16 protein-coding genes are annotated in these 16,144 nt (G+C 58.7%); 8 read left to right on the forward strand and 8 right to left on the reverse strand.

The genetic code is table 11. From position 1 onward, the window contains the following. Positions 1 to 15 precede the first annotated feature (15 nt). From ACIPIZ_RS17075 to ACIPIZ_RS17085, 3 genes are all read right to left on the reverse strand, one after another. Positions 16 to 771 (reverse strand): S9 family peptidase, encoded by a 756-nt coding sequence (locus tag ACIPIZ_RS17075; RefSeq protein WP_064392230.1) that lies wholly within the window; start codon positions 769 to 771, stop codon positions 16 to 18. Beyond that, positions 761 to 1,870 (reverse strand): DUF3182 family protein, encoded by a 1,110-nt coding sequence (locus ACIPIZ_RS17080; RefSeq protein WP_401166221.1) that lies wholly within the window; start codon positions 1,868 to 1,870, stop codon positions 761 to 763. Before ACIPIZ_RS17080 ends, ACIPIZ_RS17075 begins: the two co-directional genes overlap by 11 nt. 299 nt (positions 1,871 to 2,169) lie before the next feature. Further along, on the reverse strand, positions 2,170 to 3,150 hold the full coding sequence (locus tag ACIPIZ_RS17085; protein WP_401166223.1) for a GlxA family transcriptional regulator: 981 nt from the start codon (positions 3,148 to 3,150) through the stop codon (positions 2,170 to 2,172). A 101-nt stretch (positions 3,151 to 3,251) separates the two neighbouring features. On the opposite strand from ACIPIZ_RS17085, the gene ACIPIZ_RS17090 reads away from it, so the two are divergent. The 7 genes from ACIPIZ_RS17090 to ACIPIZ_RS17120 all read left to right on the forward strand — a co-directional run bounded on the left by ACIPIZ_RS17090 (position 3,252) and on the right by ACIPIZ_RS17120 (position 8,499). Further along, the gene (locus ACIPIZ_RS17090) at positions 3,252 to 3,806 is read left to right on the forward strand and encodes a cysteine hydrolase family protein (RefSeq protein ID WP_064392236.1); all 555 of its coding nucleotides are present in this window, start codon (positions 3,252 to 3,254) and stop codon (positions 3,804 to 3,806) included. Between the two features lie 145 nt (positions 3,807 to 3,951). Continuing rightward, the gene (locus ACIPIZ_RS17095; RefSeq protein WP_105709071.1) at positions 3,952 to 4,620 is read left to right on the forward strand and encodes a YjfI family protein; all 669 of its coding nucleotides are present in this window, start codon (positions 3,952 to 3,954) and stop codon (positions 4,618 to 4,620) included. Between the two features lie 17 nt (positions 4,621 to 4,637). Further along, on the forward strand, positions 4,638 to 5,336 hold the full coding sequence (locus ACIPIZ_RS17100; protein ID WP_064392241.1) for a PspA/IM30 family protein: 699 nt from the start codon (positions 4,638 to 4,640) through the stop codon (positions 5,334 to 5,336). 199 nt (positions 5,337 to 5,535) lie between these two features. Next, on the forward strand, positions 5,536 to 6,186 hold the full coding sequence (locus ACIPIZ_RS17105; protein WP_253481646.1) for a DUF2491 family protein: 651 nt from the start codon (positions 5,536 to 5,538) through the stop codon (positions 6,184 to 6,186). Positions 6,187 to 6,200: 14 nt separating this feature from the next. Next, positions 6,201 to 6,626: a DUF350 domain-containing protein gene (locus tag ACIPIZ_RS17110; protein ID WP_064392245.1), complete on the forward strand. Its 426-nt coding sequence runs from the start codon at positions 6,201 to 6,203 to the stop codon at positions 6,624 to 6,626. 17 nt (positions 6,627 to 6,643) lie between these two features. Continuing rightward, positions 6,644 to 7,339 carry a DUF1190 domain-containing protein gene (locus ACIPIZ_RS17115; protein WP_064392247.1) on the forward strand — a complete coding sequence of 232 codons (696 nt, stop codon included), beginning with the start codon at positions 6,644 to 6,646 and terminating at the stop codon, positions 7,337 to 7,339. 2 nt (positions 7,340 to 7,341) lie between these two features. Then, positions 7,342 to 8,499: a glutathionylspermidine synthase family protein gene (locus tag ACIPIZ_RS17120; RefSeq protein WP_253481643.1), complete on the forward strand. Its 1,158-nt coding sequence runs from the start codon at positions 7,342 to 7,344 to the stop codon at positions 8,497 to 8,499. A gap of 107 nt (positions 8,500 to 8,606) precedes the next feature. Here the strand turns inward: ACIPIZ_RS17120 and ACIPIZ_RS17125 are convergent, their stop codons facing one another. Together ACIPIZ_RS17125 and ACIPIZ_RS17130 are read right to left on the reverse strand one after the other, a co-directional pair. Beyond that, complete coding sequence (locus tag ACIPIZ_RS17125; RefSeq protein ID WP_008081898.1) at positions 8,607 to 9,131, reverse strand: single-stranded DNA-binding protein; 525 nt, start codon at positions 9,129 to 9,131, stop codon at positions 8,607 to 8,609. A gap of 9 nt (positions 9,132 to 9,140) precedes the next feature. Next, positions 9,141 to 10,538 carry an MFS transporter gene (locus ACIPIZ_RS17130; protein WP_064392258.1) on the reverse strand — a complete coding sequence of 466 codons (1,398 nt, stop codon included), beginning with the start codon at positions 10,536 to 10,538 and terminating at the stop codon, positions 9,141 to 9,143. 191 nt (positions 10,539 to 10,729) lie between these two features. Here ACIPIZ_RS17130 and uvrA point away from each other — a divergent pair, with 191 nt between their 5' ends. Further along, positions 10,730 to 13,564 (forward strand): excinuclease ABC subunit UvrA, encoded by a 2,835-nt coding sequence (gene uvrA, locus ACIPIZ_RS17135; RefSeq protein ID WP_401166226.1) that lies wholly within the window; start codon positions 10,730 to 10,732, stop codon positions 13,562 to 13,564. Between the two features lie 65 nt (positions 13,565 to 13,629). Here uvrA and bfr read toward each other — a convergent pair whose 3' ends face one another. The 3 genes from bfr to ACIPIZ_RS17150 all read right to left on the reverse strand — a co-directional run. Beyond that, positions 13,630 to 14,097 carry a bacterioferritin gene (gene bfr / locus ACIPIZ_RS17140; protein WP_053124309.1) on the reverse strand — a complete coding sequence of 156 codons (468 nt, stop codon included), beginning with the start codon at positions 14,095 to 14,097 and terminating at the stop codon, positions 13,630 to 13,632. Positions 14,098 to 14,246: 149 nt separating this feature from the next. After that, positions 14,247 to 15,701 (reverse strand): catalase, encoded by a 1,455-nt coding sequence (locus ACIPIZ_RS17145; RefSeq protein ID WP_122661442.1) that lies wholly within the window; start codon positions 15,699 to 15,701, stop codon positions 14,247 to 14,249. A 240-nt stretch (positions 15,702 to 15,941) separates the two neighbouring features. Next, positions 15,942 to 16,144 (reverse strand): bL17 family ribosomal protein (locus ACIPIZ_RS17150; RefSeq protein ID WP_401166228.1); only part of this gene is annotated, 203 nt, incomplete at its 5' end.

A 16,144-nucleotide genomic window follows, 5' to 3' on the forward strand; every position in this document is an offset into this window, starting at 1 on the left:
GCGATCTTTTGATCTTCAGGATTGGATAATGCTCAACCGCTCACCAACAACCATCTCGGTAATCCAGTCCACCAGAATCGAGGTATACGCCTGCTGCGACACCGGCTCGCTCAGCGCATGATCGGCGCCGTCGATAATCCGGTGCGTCAGTGAATGGGTCTGCTGGCATGCCGCGCGGTAACTCATGATCGCCGCGTGGGGCACGTAGTCATCGGTTTCCGACTCCACCAGCAACACATCCCCGGTGAACTGCGAACACGCATGCAGCGCACGGTTGCTGTCGGCGCGCACCAGCGTGCTTCGATAATCACGCAAATCGGCCTTGTCCAGCTCACGTTTGGGCGTGTGCCATTGCTCATCGCGATACAGCGCTGGCACGCGCAACGCCAGCCAGCGCACCGGGCGCAATGACGTAAGGATCGATGCCAGGTAACCGCCATAACTGGTGCCGACCACGGCGATTGCCGAGGTATCGAGCGCCGGATGCGCCAGCAAGCGGTCGTACGCCGCGAGCAGATCGCGCAAGTTGTCTTCGCGGGTGACGCGGGTCAGCGGAATTCCGGTGCCGCCGGTATGCCCGCGCAAGTCGAACGTCAGACATACACAACCGAGACCGGCGATACCTTTGGCCCGCTCCAGATCGCGCTCCTGGCTACCGCCCCAACCGTGGACAAACAACACTCCCGGGACTTTCGATTTGGGACTGAGAAAGGTCCCGCTCATCTGTTCATCATCAATGTCGATTTGAATGCTTTCGCTTCTAGCCGTCATAGGATTTGACCGTTACGTATTTGAGGAGAAATTCACTGTTTTCGGCCGGGCCGCGATACACCTCGATGGCATTCGCCGGCAGCGGTTGATCAATGTAGGTTTCCACCGAAGACACGCGAATCGCGCGCATCCCCGGGTCGTTGACGAAACTTTGCAGCGCGGCGACTTCAGCGCTGCTGGCGCCACCCATGCGCCAGGATTGTTCGAGTACACCGCTGCGGGTTTTGCCGTTGTTGTCCAGCCCTTGGGCGATGTCGTAGTTGCGGCGCGAGGCGTAGAAACGTGGGTAGGCTTCGTCGGCGGCACTGTCGAAAATCTGCGCCTGTTCGATGGCCAGGCGCACATCGTCCGGTAAATCCAGCGCCAGCAGATCGTCATAGCCACCCTGCACCACCAGCAGGTTCGAGCCGCCATAAACCTCTTCATCGTGGGCGTCTTTGGTCAGGTATTGATCACCACAATAACTCAACACTTTGTCGCCGATGAATGACTGGCCGACGCTGTGAGTGACCACGTCGCTCAAGTCCTGCTCCAGCACTACGCCCTCACTGAAGTATTTTTCAATGTCGGGACGGGCGAGGACTTCGTCGAAGGCGCCCAGACTCTTTATAACTTCCTGACCGCGACCGGCGCAGGCGTGAATCGGCTTCAGACGAATCGGCCCGCTGTACAACAAGTGCTCGGCAGCGGGCCGTGCATCTTCCAGAGCAAACACGCTGAGACCGTCGAGGACCACATTGCGCGTGCGTTCGCTGAACAGCGGCGACCAGCCTTGTGGCGCTGTGGCCAAATGGCTGCGCAGACCGTGGCTGATGGCTTTGGTGCAAATGAAGTCATGTTCGACAAAGCCGCCCCACAGATCTTCCGGGCCGTTGATGCCCAGCGCCTGGGCCTGGGCAGCGCCGACGATGGTTTGCGTGGGCAGCAGATACAGATCACGGCCGCGATGTTTTTCCGGGTCGTAACTGCCACCGAATTTCAACCCGATAATCTGCGCCAGCCAGCGGGCCAGCGCCTTGTTGGTTTGCACTTCATGCTGCGGCGCGTCGGCACGCACCGAGTGGGCGACGACGATTTTTTTGCGGGGTGTCGGGGTCATGCGTCCCCCTTCCATCGGTTCGATGACTGTAGCGGTGGAGGGTGCAGAGATCAGGCCAACGACTGCTCTAGGAAAATCATAGACCAATCAGAAACTTGCCCGAAAGGTGCTGGCATCACGCCTGTTTCAAACTGCACGACGGCCCGCAAAACCCCGGCAAATTGCACGATCCATAAACCGCCGGAGAACCTTGTGGGAGCTGGCTTGCCAGCGATAGCGGTGGTTCAGTCACCGACTCGTCCGACTGTGAGATCGAATCGCGGGCAAGCCCGCTCCCACAGGTACTGGGTTGTTTCTGACTAACGGGATAATCCAAACCGCGCCCGATAATCACTCGGCGCCAGCCCGGTAATCTTCTTGAATATCGCGCGAAACGCACCCGGATCCTGATAGCCCACCGTCCACGCAATGTGATCAATCGTGCCATTGCTGAACTCGAGCATTTCCCGCGCCTTTCCGACCCGCAGATGCTGGCAGTACTCGGTCGGTTTCAAGCCGCTCGCCGCGCGGAACCGCCGCAGAAATGTGCGTTCCTCCAACCCGGCCCGCTCCGCCATCGCCGTCAACGAAACATCCGTCGCACCGGTGCTTTGCAGCCAGTGCTGCACCTTGAGAATCGCCGCATCGCCATGACCGAGAATCGGCGCGAAATTACTGCCGCACTCACTGGCGCTGTCACTGTGCTCTATCACCAGAAATCGCGCGGTGCCGGTGGCAATGCTCGGCCCGAGCAACCTGTCGACCAGACGTAATCCCAGTTCCGACCAAGCCATCAATCCGGCCGTGGTGATCAAGTCACCGTCGTCGACAATCGGGGTATCAGCCTTGAGTTTGATCTTCGGATAACGCTCGGCAAAAGCCTTGGCCGACGTCCAGTGCGTAGTGGCGCTACGGCCGTCGAGCAGACCGCTTTCCGCCAACAGCAACGACCCGACGCAGACGCCACCAAGCGTCGCCCCACGAGCATGCTGATCGCGCAGCCACTGCAACAGACCGCTCGGCATTTGCGCCGCAGAAAAACCACCGATAGACGGCGGAATCAGCACCGCGAGCAGATGGCTGTCACTGCCCGGACGACTGTCATAAATCCGCTCGGGCGATTGAACCCCTTCGATCTGCCAGTGACTGACCCGCAGCAGCGGCAGTTGCGCAGCCTGATACTCGGCGGCAATCCGGTTGGCCACCGCGAACAGATCGGTCAGGCCATGCACCGCCGCCATCTGCGCACCGGGGTAAATCAATATGCCCAGTTCAGCGACAGCGGCCCTTTCTACGCCCATTGTCAGTTTTCCCCTGCTTATTGTCGGTGCGGCCAATCCTCGATTCGCTGGTCAGCGTCAATACTGAAGCCACTTCCAGCCAATCCATCGAGGACACACCCATGGCCAAGCAAGCGCTCATCGTAGTCGATATCCAGAACGACTACTTCCCCCAAGGCAAGTGGCCGCTGGCCGGTGCTGATGCCGCCGCCGACAACGCCGCGCGGCTGATCGCAGCGTTTCGTGAGTCAGGCGATTCGGTGGTGCATATCCGCCACGAATTCACCTCCCCCGACGCACCGTTTTTCACCCCGGGTTCTGAAGGCGCCAAGCTGCATCCCAAAGTGCTCAACCGCGCCGATGAACCTGTCGTGCTCAAACACTTCGTCAATTCATTCCGCGAAACCGAACTACAAGCGATCCTCAACGAGAAAGGCATCAAGGAACTGGTGGTGGTCGGCAGCATGAGCCACATGTGCGTCGACGGTATCACCCGTGCAGCGGCGGATCTGGGCTACAGCGTTACGGTGATTCACGACGCCTGCGCCAGCCGCGACCTGGAGTTCAATGGCCTTACCGTGCCGGCGGCGCATGTTCACGCAGCGTTCATGTCAGCCTTGGGTTTTGCCTACGCCAGCGTGGTGTCCACCGACGAATTCCTCGCAAAACCTCACTGAGTCATACCTTGCAAACTATCCGGGCCCGCCTTCCAGCGGGCCTTTTTTCGTCTGTCATAAAAATCTCACGCGTGAGCCATTGATGGCACTTTGATTTGGTTGTAGTGTGGCTCACGCGTGAGATGTTCATAACCGAGCCATTGCCATGAAAAGCCGTTCCCCCACATCGAAATCAGAAAGCCCGAAGGGAGAGCGCGCGAAACCGTCGGCGAAAAAACCGTCGAGCTTCTATATGAAGCAGATGCGCGCAGGCCTGGCCGCTGCCGGTTATGTGAAACACGAAACTTGGGTGCTTCCCGAAAACCGAAGCTTGCTCAAGCAAATGGAGCAACAGCTACGCCAACCGATTCTGGCTGGCTCTTTCATGTCGGAGAATTACATGAGCGCAGGCAACAACTGGACCATTGATAGCCTCTTCAACGCCCTCAAGGCCCTGGACGAGGTGGCTTCGCAAGAGATCACGCTGTCGCTGATCCAGAGCTCCGAACCCAGCATCAAGCTGGAAATGAACGAATTCGGCGGTCTGCCGATTCACATCGCCCTGGCTGGCCAGCAGATCATCGTCGACACCGTGCTGGTGGACATCGATTCGATCTCGGACGTAGCGACTTTCAACGACGCCGTGTTGCGCAGCCGGGAAATGTTCCCGCTGTCCTCGATCGGTATCGAGTCGATGCCGAACGGGCAGACCGTTTACAACATGTTTGGCGCCCTCAGCGCCGACTCGAGCCTGACCAACGTCGTCACCGAGGTGAAAACCCTGGTCGACAACGTGCAGCGCGCAAGCGAAGCCTTCGAACACTTCTTCAAGTAATCAACAGGGAATATCCAATGACTCAGTCCATCTGGAGCAAGTTGTTCACCGCACTGCGCGGCGGCGCCAATGAAGTCGGCGAAGCAATCGTCGACCAACAGGCCCTGCGCATCCTCGACCAGGAAATCCGCGACGCCGATACCGCACTGTCGAACGCCCGCCGTGAACTGGTCACCATCATGGCCAAGCACAAACTGGCTGCTGACCGCGTGAGCGAGTACGACGCCAAGATCAAGGATCTCGAAGCCAAGGCTGTTTCGGCCCTGAACGCCGGTCGTGAAGACCTCGCGCTGGAAGTGGCCGAAGCGATTTCGACCCTGACCAACGACCTCGACGCCGAGAAAAAACAGAGCGACGAGTTCGGCACCTACGCCGAAAACATGCGCAAAGACATCAGCAAGGCCGAGGCGCGGATCAAGAGCCTGCGCCAGCAAGTGGACATGGCCAAGGCCCGTGAAAGCGTGCAGAAAGCCCAAGTGAGCGCATCGATTGCCAGCGGCGGCGCCAATGGCAAACTGGAAACCGCCGTCGGCACTCTGAATCGCCTGCAGGCCAAGCAGCAGCAACGCGCCGCCGAGCTGAGTGCCGCTGATGAACTGGCCGACGCCTCGACCGGCAACGACCTGGATCGCAAACTGCGCGACGCCGGCATCACGCCAAACGAAGGCAGCGCCAATGCGATTCTTGAGCGCCTGAAGCAAAAGTCCGCTCAGTAATCACTGCGAAAAACCCTTGTAGGAGTGAGCCTGCTCGCGATGAGGCCGGAACATTCAACCTCAGTGTTGTCTGAACCGGCGCAATCGCGAGCAGGCTCACTCCTACTTGTTTTGTGGCGTGTTGTTGATCGCGCAGCCCGGTACACTAGCCACGCTTTTTCGCCAACGAACACTTCCACCCGCTTCAAGGAACGTACCCATGGGATGGTTTAAAGACTTGCTGGGCACCAGCAACTGGCAGAACGCTGCGCCAACACCGACCGTTGCCAGTGGCCCACTCGGCATGGCGCAGGGCAAGGCCGTCAGGTTCGATACGACGCTGGCGCTGTTGCTCGACGGTTCGACTACCGTGCGCGTGCCCTTTGATCAGGCGATCTGGAGCCATGGTTGGGTCGACCTCGGCCAGTCCAACAAACTGCACCGCTATTACATGAACGACGAGGATTTCTGGCTGCAGATCCACGTCACCGGCGACGACCAGATCGAATCGGTCACCCTGTTCAACTACCTCAGTTACGTGACCGTCAACAGTGACGCCGAACTGCAGCGCCTGGCGGGTCCAAGCAGCCCGATCGGCCTTCCGGCTTACACCCACGACGGTGTCGGGTTCACCCGCGAATGGGGCACCGAGCAAGGTCAGACCGAACTCGTACCGATGACCGAGCAAGTGGTCAACCCGGACGAAAGCTACACCATCGAACACCACTCGATGCTTTACGCCCGCGACACTGGCCTGACCGATCGCCGCGAATTGCTGCTGTTCTCCGTCGAACAGGACGAAGAAGGCACCGTCAGCTTGAGCACCTCTCTGGGTATCTCGCTGTACACGACTGATTTGAGCACCATTTAAAAAGGAAGTTTTTCATGCTGGAAGTGCTGGCCGTTTCCCTGAACAAGACCGCACTGGTCGGTTTCGTCGTTTACCTGATCGGCGCCGTGCTGCTGTTCATGCTGTTTCAATTCGTCTACACACGCATCACCCCGCACAAGGAATTCGAGCTGATCCGTTCCGGCAACAGCGCCGCGGCGATTGCGCTGTCCGGCGCGATCATCGGTTTTGCGATTCCGGCCAGTAACGTGATCGCCTTCTCGGTCAATGTCGTCGACTTCGTGCTTTGGGCGGTGATTGCGGCAGTTGTACAACTGCTGGCATTTCTCGCCACAGGCCTGGTCCTCAAAGGCACTTCCCAGCGCATCGCCAACGGTGAAGTGGCTTCCGGCATTTATGTCGCTGCGGTGGCGATCAGCGTCGGCATGCTCAATGCCGCCTGCATGACACCGTCCAACTGACCGGCAGGAAGCCCTCGATGAAACGCAGTAAATACGTTCAGTTGTCCCTCGCCGCCTCGGTGGCCCTGGCCATCTCCGGCGAAGCGGTAGCAGTCGATCAGCCACGCAGCTTCCAGAGTGTCGAGCAGTGTGTCGATGCCGAAGTCGCCGCCGATGTCTGCTCGAACGCCTACGTCGCCGCCCTGACCGAGCACCGTCGTATCGCCCCGGCGTACGATGACAAGGCCGAGTGCGACGCAGACTTTGCCGCCGACTGGTGCCAGAAAAATTCGTCCGGCAAATTCGTGCCGAAACTGGGTGGCTTCAAAATCAGCCAGAACGCTGAAGCGCCGCAGAATCTCGATGCGATTGCCGATGCGCAGATGCCCGCCGGTGACGTCAACGCCGCACAAGCCGCACAGGCCACGACTCATTCTTCCGCTAGCTCGACCAGCGGCCTGCTCACGGGATGGCTGATCGGCAACGCGATGAGTAACAACTCCAATCGCACGGTTTATCGTGATCGCGACACACGCCAGACCTACAACACCTCGACGCAGTACCGCAAAGTCGAATCTGCTCCGGTCACGCGCAGCCAGCCTGACTATGAGAGCAGCAAGAGCAAACCGGTGAACGTCGCCTCCTCGACTTCCCGTGGCGGTTTCGGCAGCCAGTCCAGTGCCCGCAGCGGATGGGGTGGCTGGGGCAGCAGTTCCGGCCGTTCGAGCAGCTGATCATGAAAAAGATCCACTGCGCCGAGCGCCCCGACTGGAAACACACCGCCGAGAGTCTCGGCTTCATGTTCCATACCATCGATGACGAACCGTACTGGGACGAAAGCGCCTACTACCAGTTCTCGCTGGCGCAGATCGAAAACGATCTCGAGGATCCGACCACCGAACTGCACGAGATGTGCATGGACCTGGTTGACCGCGTCGTGCGCAGCGAAGAGTTGCTCGACCGCTTGAGCATCCCGGCGTCGTACTACGACATGATCCGCACCTCCTGGCTGGAAGGTCATCCGCATCTGTACGGACGCATGGACTTTTCCTACAGCGGTAACGGCCCGGCGAAACTGCTGGAGCTCAACTACGACACGCCGACCAGCCTCTACGAGGCGGCGGCGTTCCAGTGGGGTTGGCTTGAGCAATGCATCGAACGCGGCACGCTGCCGCGCCATGCCGACCAATTCAACAGCATCGACACCAAACTGCACCAGGCCTTTGCCGAGTTGCAACTGAAGCGGCCGTTTTACTTTGCGTCGATGAAAGACTCGGTCGAGGACAAAGGCACCACGGATTACCTGCGCTTGATCGCCGAAAAAGTCGGTATCGAATCGCGACACATCGACATTGAAGACATCGGCCTTACGGCTGAAGGTCGCTTTGTTGATCTGCAAGATCGCTGGATCCCGCACCTGTTCAAGCTGCATGCCTGGGAATTCATTTTCCACGAACCGTTCGGCGCGGCGATTGCCGAGTGCGACACGCAGTTTTTCGAACCGGCATGGAAGGCGATCCTGTCGAACAAAGGCGTGTTGCCGTTACTGTGGGAAATGCACAAGGGGCATCCGAATCTGCTGGCGGCGCATCTCGACCCGAATCCGGCCAATGCAGTGCCCAAGGGTTGGGTGCGCAAGCCGTACTTTTCCCGCGAAGGTGCCAACATTGAACTGCAGACCCCGGACGGTTTGATCGTCAAGGAGGATGGGCCGTACACCGATGCGCCATTTATCCTGCAGGAGTTTGCGCCGCTGCCGAAGTTTGGCGACAGCTACACGCTGATCGGCTCGTGGGTGATTGGCGATCAGGCGGCGGGGATTGGTGTGCGGGAAGACAACAGTTTGATCACCAAGGATTCGAGCCGCTTCCTGCCGCACCTGATCCTTGACTGAACCACAGCTCCCACAGGGATTTGAGGTAACAACAGATTTTTTGCATACAAAAAAGGCCCGTCGTTTAAGCGACGGGCCTTTTTATTTGCGGCGGTTACAACAGCGAATCAGAACGGAATATCGTCATCAAAGCTGTCGAAATCCGGAGCCGGTTGCGGTGCGGCCTGCTGTGGAGCCGGGGCCGAACGCTGTTGTGGAGCCGACTGCTGAGGACGCGGAGCCTGCTGGCGCGGAGCCGGAGCCGACTGCTGATAGTTGTTGCCGCCACCTTGTTGGTCGCCCTGTTGTGGACGGCCGCCGAGCAGTTGCATGGTGCCTTGCATGTCGACCACGATTTCGGTGGTGTAACGCTTGATACCGTCTTTTTCCCACTCGCGGGTCTGCAGCTTGCCTTCGATGTAGACCTGCGAACCCTTGCGCAGATATTCACCGGCGATTTCGGCGACTTTGCCGAACATCGAAACACGGTGCCACTCGGTCTTCTCGACCTTCTGACCGGTTTGCTTGTCGGTCCACTGTTCGCTGGTTGCCAGACTCAGGTTGGTCACGGCGTTACCGTTAGGCAGGTAGCGAACTTCGGGATCCTGGCCGCAAGTGCCGACCAATATGACTTTGTTAACCCCACGGGCCATAACGTTCTCCTAAGCGCCGCAAGCAGCCTCGGCCGGGTTGTTCACCAGGCGTTCGAGGGTGTCGCGATCCACTAATTCTTTGTCCAGTTTGATGTAAACAGCCGCTTCGTCAGCAACTATCACTGCATCGGTTACCCCTACGAGGGCCTTGAGGCGCTCGACCAGACCCGCTTCGCGGATCGCCTCGGGCGACAACGGCAAGCGCAGGCTCGTCACGTAGGGAGGTTCACGCATGGTAACAGCAAAGGCCAGCCAGATGGCAGCCAGACCCGCGCATCCAAGGAACACAACCGACAGACCGCCATGCTGAAACAGCCAGCCGCCGAGTATCCCGCCGAGTGCCGAACCGAGGAACTGGCTGGTGGAATACACGCCCATGGCCGTGCCCTTCCCGCCTGCCGGTGAAACCTTGCTGATCAGCGACGGCAATGAGGCCTCCAGCAGATTGAACGCGGTGAAGAACACCACCGTACCGATCACCAGAGCCCGCAGGCTGTCGCCGAACTGCCAGAAGAATAGCTCAGTCAGCATCAGCGTCGTCACGGCGCCGAGCAAAACTCGTTTCATTTTGCGTTTCTTCTCGCCATAGATGATGAACGGGATCATGGCGAAGAACGAAATCAGCAGCGCGGTGAGATAGACCCACCAGTGCTGTTCCTTGGGCAAACCGGCTTTTTCCACCAGTGCCAGAGGCAGCGCGACGAAGCTCGACATCAGCATCGCGTGCAACACAAAGATACCTAAATCGAGGCGCAGCAGGTCGGGGTGCTTGAGCGTCGGCATCAAGGCCTGACGCGCTACACCAGACTCACGGTGAGTCAGCGGCCCGGTCGATTTCGGCACCATGAACATCACAATGACGATGCCCACCAGCGCCATGCCACCGGTGGCAAGGAACAACCCCGACAGACCAAACGCGCGGGTCAGCAATGGTCCGACGACCATGGCCACGGCGAACGACAGGCCAATGGTCATGCCGATCATCGCCATGGCTTTGGTGCGGTGCTGCTCGCGGGTAAGGTCGGAAAGCAGAGCCATCACCGCCGCGGAAATGGCGCCGGCACCTTGCAGGATCCGTCCGGCGATCACGCCCCAGATAGAATCAGCCTGTGAAGCCAGAACACTGCCCAGAGCGAAGACGATCAGCCCGAGGTAAATCACCGGACGACGGCCGATGCGGTCGGAAATAACCCCGAACGGAATCTGGAAAATTGCCTGGGTCAGGCCGTAGGCGCCGATGGCCAAGCCGATCAGGGCCGGGGTCGCTCCCGCCAGATCCATGCCGTAGGTCGCCAGCACCGGCAACACCATGAACATGCCCAGCATACGGAAGGCGAACACCAGGGCCAGACCGCTCGCCGCGCGGGTCTCGCTGCCACTCATGCGTTCGCTGTGGGGATCGTGCATGGAAAAACCTCGTGTGAACCGGCGGCGATTCTACCAGTCCCATCGAAAGACGGGGTAGATCGCGACGCTTTGACGCGTATAGATGAAACTCTCTTCATCCAAGGCAAAAAACCCTTCGTTTGATAGTGTGCATCCATCCAGTATTTGCCCGTATACTCCTACGTTTTCGACGCCCGCCGAGCGAGGCCACTTTGGACAAGATCCTGATACGTGGGGCCCGTACCCACAACCTGAAGAACATCGACCTGACCCTGCCACGGGACAAACTGATCGTAATCACCGGCCTGTCCGGATCCGGCAAGTCGTCCCTGGCTTTCGACACACTGTACGCCGAAGGTCAGCGCCGCTATGTCGAATCGCTGTCGGCCTATGCCCGCCAGTTCCTGTCGATGATGGAAAAGCCCGACGTCGACACCATCGAAGGCCTGTCGCCGGCAATCTCCATCGAACAGAAGTCGACCTCGCACAACCCGCGCTCCACGGTCGGCACCATCACCGAAATCTACGACTACCTGCGCCTGCTCTATGCTCGCGTCGGCACGCCGCGCTGCCCGGATCACGACATTCCACTGGAGGCGCAGACCGTCAGCCAGATGGTCGACCTGGTGCTGGCGCAGCCCGAAGGCAGCAAACTGATGTTGCTGGCCCCGGTGATCCGCGAGCGTAAAGGCGAACACCTGTCGGTCTTCGAAGAGTTGCGCGCGCAAGGTTTCGTCCGCGCCCGGGTCAATGGCCGCATCTGCGAGCTCGACGAGCTGCCGAAACTGGATAAACAGAAGAAGCACTCGATTGACGTGATCGTCGACCGCTTCAAAGTGCGCGCCGATCTGCAGCAGCGTCTGGCCGAGTCTTTCGAGACCGCGCTGAAACTGGCGGACGGCATCGCCCTGGTCGCACCGATGGACGATGAGCCGGGCGAAGAAATGATCTTCTCCGCGCGCTTCGCCTGCCCGATTTGCGGCCACGCGATCAGCGAGCTGGAACCCAAACTGTTTTCCTTCAACAACCCGGCCGGCGCCTGCCCGACGTGCGATGGCCTGGGCGTGAAGCAGTTCTTCGACATCAAACGTCTGGTCAACGGCGAGCTGACCCTGGCCGAGGGCGCGATACGTGGCTGGGACAGGCGCAACGTCTATTACTTCCAGATGCTCGGCTCGCTGGCATCGCACTACAAGTTCAGCCTGGAAAAACCGTTCAATGAACTGACCGCCGAGCAGCAGAAACAGATCCTGCACGGCAGCGGTTCACAGAATGTCGACTTCAAGTATTTGAACGACCGTGGCGATATCGTCAAACGCTCGCACCCGTTCGAAGGCATCGTGCCGAACCTGGAGCGTCGCTACCGCGAAACCGAATCGGCGAGCGTGCGTGAAGAGTTGGCCAAGTTCCTCAGCACTCAGTCGTGCCCGGATTGCCGTGGTACGCGTTTGCGTCGTGAAGCGCGACATGTATGGGTAGGCGAGAAGACCCTGCCTGCGGTAACCAACCTGCCGATCGGCGATGCCTGCGTTTACTTCGGCGAGCTGAAGATGACTGGTCGTCGCGGTGAAATTGCCGACAAGATCCTCAAGGAAATCCGCGAGCGTCTGCAGTTCCTGGTCAACGTTGGTCTGGATTACCTGTCGCTGGATCGCAGCGCTGACACGCTGTCCGGTGGCGAGGCGCAGCGGATTCGTCTGGCCAGCCAGATCGGTGCGGGTCTTGTCGGTGTCTTGTACATCCTCGACGAGCCGTCCATTGGCTTGCACCAACGTGACAACGACCGGTTGCTCGGCACGCTCAAGCACCTTCGCGATATCGGCAACACGGTGATTGTGGTCGAGCACGACGAGGACGCGATTCGCCTGGCCGACTACGTGGTGGATATCGGCCCGGGTGCCGGTGTGCACGGCGGGCAGATCGTTGCCGAAGGTACGCCGGCCGAAGTCATGGCACACCCGGACTCCCTGACCGGTAAATACCTGTCAGGTCGGGTGAAGATTGAAGTGCCGGCCAAACGCACGCCGCGCAACAAGAAGCTGTCGCTGTCGCTCAAGGGCGCACGCGGCAACAACCTGCGCAATGTCGATCTGGAAATCCCGATTGGCTTGCTCACATGCGTGACCGGCGTGTCCGGCTCGGGCAAATCGACGCTGATCAACAATACGCTGTTCCCGCTGAGCGCCACCGCACTCAATGGCGCGACGACACTGGAAGCGGCAGCACACGACAGCATCAAAGGTCTGGAACATCTCGACAAAGTCGTCGACATCGACCAGAGCCCTATCGGTCGTACACCGCGCTCCAACCCTGCGACATATACCGGTCTGTTCACCCCCATCCGCGAGCTGTTCGCTGGCGTACCGGAATCACGCTCCCGCGGCTACGGCCCGGGGCGTTTCTCGTTCAACGTCAAGGGTGGCCGTTGCGAAGCGTGTCAGGGCGATGGCCTGATCAAAGTCGAGATGCACTTCCTGCCGGACATCTACGTGCCGTGCGACGTGTGCAAGAGCAAGCGTTACAACCGCGAAACCCTTGAAATCAAATACAAGGGCAAGAGCATCCACGAAACCCTCGAAATGACCATCGAGGAAGCCCGGGTGTTCTTCGACGCAGTGCCGGCGCTGGCGCGCAAGCTGCAAACGTTGATGGACGTCGGCCTGTCGTACATCAAGCTCGGGCAGTCGGCGACGACGTTGTCCGGTGGTGAAGCACAGCGGGTCAAGTTGTCTCGTGAACTGTCCAAGCGTGACACCGGCAAGACCCTGTACATCCTCGATGAGCCGACCACCGGCCTGCATTTTGCGGATATCCAGCAATTGCTCGATGTATTGCATCGCCTGCGCGACCACGGCAACACCGTGGTGGTGATCGAACACAACCTCGACGTGATCAAGACCGCCGACTGGCTGGTGGATCTCGGCCCTGAGGGCGGTTCAAAGGGTGGGCAAATCATTGCCACAGGTACGCCAGAGGAAGTCGCCGACATGAAGCAATCTCACACCGGCCATTACCTTAAACCGCTGCTGATCCGCGATCGGGCTTAAACGTCAGCCATGAAAAAGCCCCTGTCACTTCAACAGTGACAGGGGCTTTTTTGTATCTTCTGCAATCAGGAAGTGTGGGACTGCAGATAGTTCTCGAGACCGATCAGCTTGATCAGACCCAACTGCTTTTCCAGCCAGTAGGTGTGATCTTCTTCAGTGTCGTTGAGCTGAACCCGCAAAATCTCGCGGCTGACATAGTCTTTGTGCTGCTCGCAGAGTTCGATGCCTTTGCACAGCGCCGCGCGGACTTTGTACTCCAGGCGCAGATCTGCTTCAAGCATCTCTGGCACCGTGCTGCCGACATCCAGATCATCCGGGCGCATGCGCGGGGTGCCTTCGAGCATCAGAATCCGACGCATCAATGCATCAGCGTGACCTGCTTCTTCTTCCATCTCGTGGTTGATTCGCTCGTAGAGTTTGGTGAACCCCCAGTCCTCATACATCCGCGAATGAACGAAATATTGATCACGCGCGGCCAGTTCGCCGGTCAGCAACGTGTTGAGGTAATCGATTACGTCTGGGTGGCCTTGCATCGCCCTACATCTCCCTACTTGAAAGTCTGTAGTTTGAACCAACCTGACTGGAAGGTCACCCGTCACACGCAATAAAAGCGAAGATATTCTTAGAAAAGCAGCCTAAATAACGCAAAAACCGCCCAAATGAGGGCGGTTCTGCTTCTCGTTTAGACTTCGTTAAGCTGTACGTTGAGCAGCTTTGCGATTGCTTCTCCATACGCCGGATCGGCTTTGTAGAAATGCTGCAACTGACGGTCAATCACATCGCTCGAAACGCCAGCCATGGCGCCGGCGATGTTATTCACCAGCAGCGCCTTCTGATCGTCGCTCATCAAGCGGAACAGCGCACCGGCATGGCTGTAGTAATCGGTGTCTTCGCGGTGATCGTAACGATCAGCCGCGCCGCTCAAGGCCAGCGCAGGCTCAGCATAATGCGGAGCTTGTTTGGGCGATTCGATGTAGCTGTTCGGCTCGTAGTTGGGCGCTGCGCCGCCGTTGTTGCCGAACGCCATCGAGCCATCACGCTGATAGGTGTTGACCGGGCTGCGTGGCGCGTTCACCGGCAATTGCTGGTGATTGGTACCAACACGGTAGCGATGGGCGTCGGCGTAAGCGAAGACGCGACCTTGCAGCATGCGATCCGGCGACAGACCAACGCCTGGCACCATGTTGCTCGGGCCGAAAGCTGCCTGTTCGACTTCAGCGAAATAGTTGAGCGGGTTGCGGTTCAGTTCCAACTCACCGACTTCGATCAACGGGAATTCTTTCTGCGACCAGGTTTTGGTCACGTCGAACGGGTTCTCGCAGTGCGCCGCCGCTTGCGCTTCGGTCATGATCTGAATGCACACCCGCCATTTCGGGAAGTCACCGCGCTCGATCGCCTCGAACAGATCGCGCTGGGCGTAGTCCGGATCAGTACCCGCCAGGCGTGCAGCGTCGGAGGGCGAAAGATTCTTGATGCCTTGCTTGGTTTTGTAGTGCCACTTCACCCAGTGACGCTCACCTTTTGCGCTGACAAGGCTGTAAGTGTGGCTGCCGAAGCCGTGCATGTGACGGTAGCCGTCAGGAATACCGCGATCGGAGAACAGAATGGTCACTTGATGCAGCGCTTCAGGCGAATGTGACCAGAAGTCCCACATCATCTGCGCGCTTTTCAGGTTGCTTTGCGGCAGGCGTTTTTGCGTATGGATAAAGTCAGGGAATTTCAGTGGATCGCGAATGAAGAACACGGGCGTGTTGTTGCCAACGATGTCCCAATTACCTTCTTCGGTATAAAACTTCAGAGCAAAACCGCGCGGATCACGTTCGGTATCGGCCGAACCACGCTCGCCACCCACGGTAGAAAAGCGCAGAAACGTCGGGGTTTGTTTACCGACCGAGTCAAACAATTTGGCGCTGGTGTACTCGGTGATGTCACGGGTCACGGTGAATGTCCCGTAGGCGCCCGAGCCTTTAGCGTGCACGCGACGCTCAGGAATGTTTTCACGGTTGAAGTGAGCGAGCTTCTCGATCAGATGAAAGTCGTCGAGCAGCAGCGGGCCACGGGGGCCGGCGGAACGAGAATTCTGGTTGTCAGCGACAGGTGCGCCACTGGCGGTCGTAAGCGTTTTGATCTGGCTCATACGGTCTTCTTCCTCTGTCAGTCTTGAAACTGCCGGCTAATCGGCTTGCTAGGAAGTATTGATCATCAATGTGACAGCCACAAATTCATTAACTTGTGCTTATCGATAGAAAATTACTAATTATGACTCCCAAGCCATAGTGCCAGCTGACCTGTGTCAGAAGCTTGTACGTAAAGCGCATTTTCTTGCAGGCACAAAAAACCGGGCACTAGGCCCGGTTCTTTGTTTCAGACTGACGTCTTACTCGGCGGATACAGCTTCGCCAGCAGTAGCACGATCAACCAACTCGACGTACGCCATAGGCGCGTTGTCGCCAGCGCGGAAACCGCACTTGAGGATGCGCAGGTAGCCACCCTCACGGGTAGCGTAACGCTTGCCCAGGTCGTTGAAGAGATTACCAACGATAGCTTTCGAACGAGTACGGTCGAAAGCAACACGGCGGT

It is taken from the genome of Pseudomonas sp. NPDC087690 (genome assembly GCF_044743175.1).
Lineage (GTDB): Bacteria > Pseudomonadota > Gammaproteobacteria > Pseudomonadales > Pseudomonadaceae > Aquipseudomonas.